At 66.2% G+C, this 2,948-nt stretch carries 3 protein-coding genes; 2 read left to right on the top strand and 1 reads right to left on the bottom strand.

Annotated features, from left to right (window positions below):
- Positions 1-265 precede the first annotated feature (265 nt).
- Positions 266-1,378, top strand: a complete 1,113-nt coding sequence (locus QZ213_RS26775) for an NADH:flavin oxidoreductase/NADH oxidase (RefSeq protein ID WP_291689062.1) — start codon at positions 266-268, stop codon at positions 1,376-1,378.
- A gap of 264 nt (positions 1,379-1,642) precedes the next feature.
- Here the strand turns inward: QZ213_RS26775 and aroQ are convergent, their stop codons facing one another.
- Entirely contained in the window at positions 1,643-2,083 is a 441-nt protein-coding gene (gene aroQ, locus QZ213_RS26770; RefSeq protein WP_291689061.1) for a type II 3-dehydroquinate dehydratase, read from the bottom strand.
- 196 nt (positions 2,084-2,279) lie between these two features.
- On the opposite strand from aroQ, the gene QZ213_RS26765 reads away from it, so the two are divergent.
- The coding region (locus tag QZ213_RS26765; protein ID WP_291689060.1) for a glycerophosphodiester phosphodiesterase family protein at positions 2,280-2,948 on the top strand (669 nt) is incomplete at its 3' end.

Raw genomic sequence — 2,948 nt, 5'->3', positions numbered from 1 at the left:
CAGCGCTTGCGCAGCCGCCGGCGTCAAGGTGCTCAACGAGCCGGCGATGCAGGACAGCCTGACAAAGCTCGGCGTCGAAGCGCTGCCGATGACGCCGGCCCAGATGGACGATCTGGTCAGGCGCGAGACCGCGGCCAACATGGAAGTGATCGAGGCCGCCGGGATCAGGCAATGACCTGCGGTTGGGCAACGAAGATCGACCTCTCCCTCCGGGAGAGGTATAGAGTCCTCGCCCATCCTCATTTATCGCAACCGGACATCCGCCATGAGCGCCCTGTTTTCCCCGATAAAGCTGCGCGGCCTTGCGCTTTCCAACCGCATCATGGTGGCGCCGATGTGCCAGTACTCGGCCGAGAACGGCGAGGCCAATGACTGGCATTTCACCCATATCAACACGCTGGCGCTGTCGGGCGCGGCGATGTTCTGCATCGAGGCCACCCATGTGGAGGCGATCGGCCGCATCACGCCCGGCTGCCTCGGCTTGTGGAACGACGCCACCGAAGCGGCGCTGAAGCCGATCCTGGCCTCGGTGCGCAAGCATTCCAAGATCGCGGTGGCGATGCAGCTCGCCCATGCCGGCCGCAAGGGCTCGAGCCACCGGCCGTGGGACGGCGGGCAGCTGATTCCGGTCGCCGAGGGCGGCTGGCAGACGGTGGGGCCGTCCGCCGTGCCGCACAAGGAGGGCGAGGCGCCGCCGCTGGCGCTCGATGCGGCGGGGCTGGCGCGCATCCGCGACGCCTTTGTCTCGGCGGCCAAACGCGCCGAGCGGCTCGGCATCGACGCGCTCGAGCTGCATGGCGCGCACGGCTATCTGCTGCACCAGTTTCTGTCGCCGATTTCCAACAGGCGCACCGACCAGTATGGCGGCTCCTTGCAGAATCGCATGCGCTATCCGCTCGAAGTGTTCGACGCGATCCGCGCGGTGTTTCCGGCGGACAAGCCGATCGGCGTCAAGGTGTCGGCGACCGACTGGGTCGAGGGCGGCTGGGATCTTTCGCAGACCATCGAATTTGCAAGAGAGCTGCAGAGGCGCGGGGTCGACTGGATCGACGCGTCTTCCGGCGGCGTGTCGCCGCTGCAGAAGATCCCGCTGTCGCCCGGCTATCAGGTACCGTTCGCGCAAGGAATCAAGGAAGCCACCTCCGTCACCACCATGGCCGTCGGCCTGATCACGGAAGCGAAGCAGGCCGAGGACATCGTGGCGTCCGGCAAGGCCGACATGGTCGCGCTCGCCCGTGGCATGCTCTACGACCCGCGCTGGGGCTGGCACGCCGCCGCCGAACTCGGCGGCCAGGTCGAGGCCCCGCCGCAATACTGGCGCTCGCAACCCTCGACCCAGAAGGCGCTGTTCGGCGCCACCACGTTCGGGGCGCGGTAGGGTAGGCGGACGTCCTTCCTTCCTTCTCCCACAAGGGGAGAAGCGTAGAGGCGTCACGCCCATGGTCAAGGCGGCGTGAGCCGCATTGGTCTGAGCCGCCGGGACACGGCGTAATCTCCGGTCGTCCCGGCGAAAGCCGGGACCCATACGCCGTGTAGCCTGTTGTGAAAGGCGCTGGTCGACGGCTATCGCGCAACAATTCCTGCCTGTGGTTATGGGTCCCCGCTTTCGCGGGGACGACTCGTTGATGGTGGCTCGCGCGCCTCACCCCTTCTTCCCCATCTGCGCCACCGCATCCATCGCGGCGATATAGCCGTAAGGACCGAGCCCGCAGATCACGCCGGTCGCGGCGGACGAGATCTTGGAATGGCGGTGATGTTCGTCGCGGGCGTGGATGTTGGAAATGTGCACTTCGATCACCGGGCCCTCGAACGCCTTGATCGCATCGAGGATGGCGATCGAGGTGAAGGAATAGCCGGCCGGGTTGATGATGATGGCGTCCGCGGTCTGCCGCGCCGACTGGATCCAGTCGACGATCTCGCCCTCGTGGTTCGACTGGTGGAAGGAAAGCTCGAGCCCCAGACGCCTGGCGGCGTGCTCGCAGCTTTCGCGCACCTGCGACAGCGTCGTGGTGCCGTAGATATGCGGCTCCCGCACCCCCAGCAGGTTGAGGTTGGGGCCGTTCAGGATCATCAGTCGTTTCATGGCGTGTTCCTCTCTGGGGTGAGCTGGCACTCGCGTTCTTTGCACCTGTCGCGAACACCCGGTAGCGTAGCCGGGATCGCGCGCGGCGCAATCCGAAGCTGGCGGCACAGGCACCGGCCGCGAAACAGGGAGAGACTGAGTGGCGTTTCGGGTGTGGGCTGCGGCTGTCCTTTTTCTTTTCATCAACGGAGCGGTCATGGCGTTCGACATCGAGGCCCACCGGGGCGGCCGGGCGCTGAGGCCCGAAAACACGCTGGTGTCGTTCGCGAACGCGCTGTCGATGGGGGTGGACACGCTGGAGCTCGACATCGGCGTCACCGCCGACGGCGCGCTCGTGGTCTCCCATGAGCGCGGCCTCAATCCCGACCTCGCGCGCGGCGCCGACGGCGCCTGGGTCGCGCCGCCGGGCATTCCCTTCATCCGCCTGCCGCTGGCGGAGATCAAGAAATACGACGTCGGCCGGATCCGCCCCGGCAGCGACTACGCGGCGCAATTTCCGGATCAGCTGGCGGTGCCGGGAACGCCGATCCCGACGCTGAAGGAAGTCTTTGCGCTGGTGCGCAAATCCGGCAACACGCAGGTGCGCCTCAACATCGAAACCAAGATCGATCCCAACCACCCGGACGAATCCCCCGACCCGCAGCGGTTTGTCATGCTGCTGCTCGATCTCGTCAGGTCCGAGAAATTCGAGGACCGCATCATGGTGCAGTCGTTCGAATGGCGCACGTTGCAGCTCGTGCAGAAGATCGCGCCCGCGATTCCCACCGTCTATCTCACCCTGCAGAAGGGCAAGGAGCCGACGGTGTCGCTGCAACGAGCCACCGAATGGATGGCGGGCTTCAACCCTGCCGACCGGGGCGGCTCG

Source organism: Bradyrhizobium sp., from assembly GCF_017881085.1.
Classification (GTDB): Bacteria; Pseudomonadota; Alphaproteobacteria; order Rhizobiales; family Xanthobacteraceae; genus Bradyrhizobium.
The sequence above is the reverse complement of the archived record's forward strand: the minus strand, read 5'-3'. Positions and strand labels throughout refer to the sequence as shown.

What these genes read in the sequence shown, in the direction of transcription:
- QZ213_RS26775 (WP_291689062.1), top strand. Translation starts at nt 266, where the DNA reads ATGAGCGCCCTGTTTTCCCCGATAAAGCTGCGCGGCCTTGCGCTTTCC.
- aroQ (WP_291689061.1), bottom strand. Translation starts at nt 2,083, where the DNA reads ATGAAACGACTGATGATCCTGAACGGCCCCAACCTCAACCTGCTGGGG.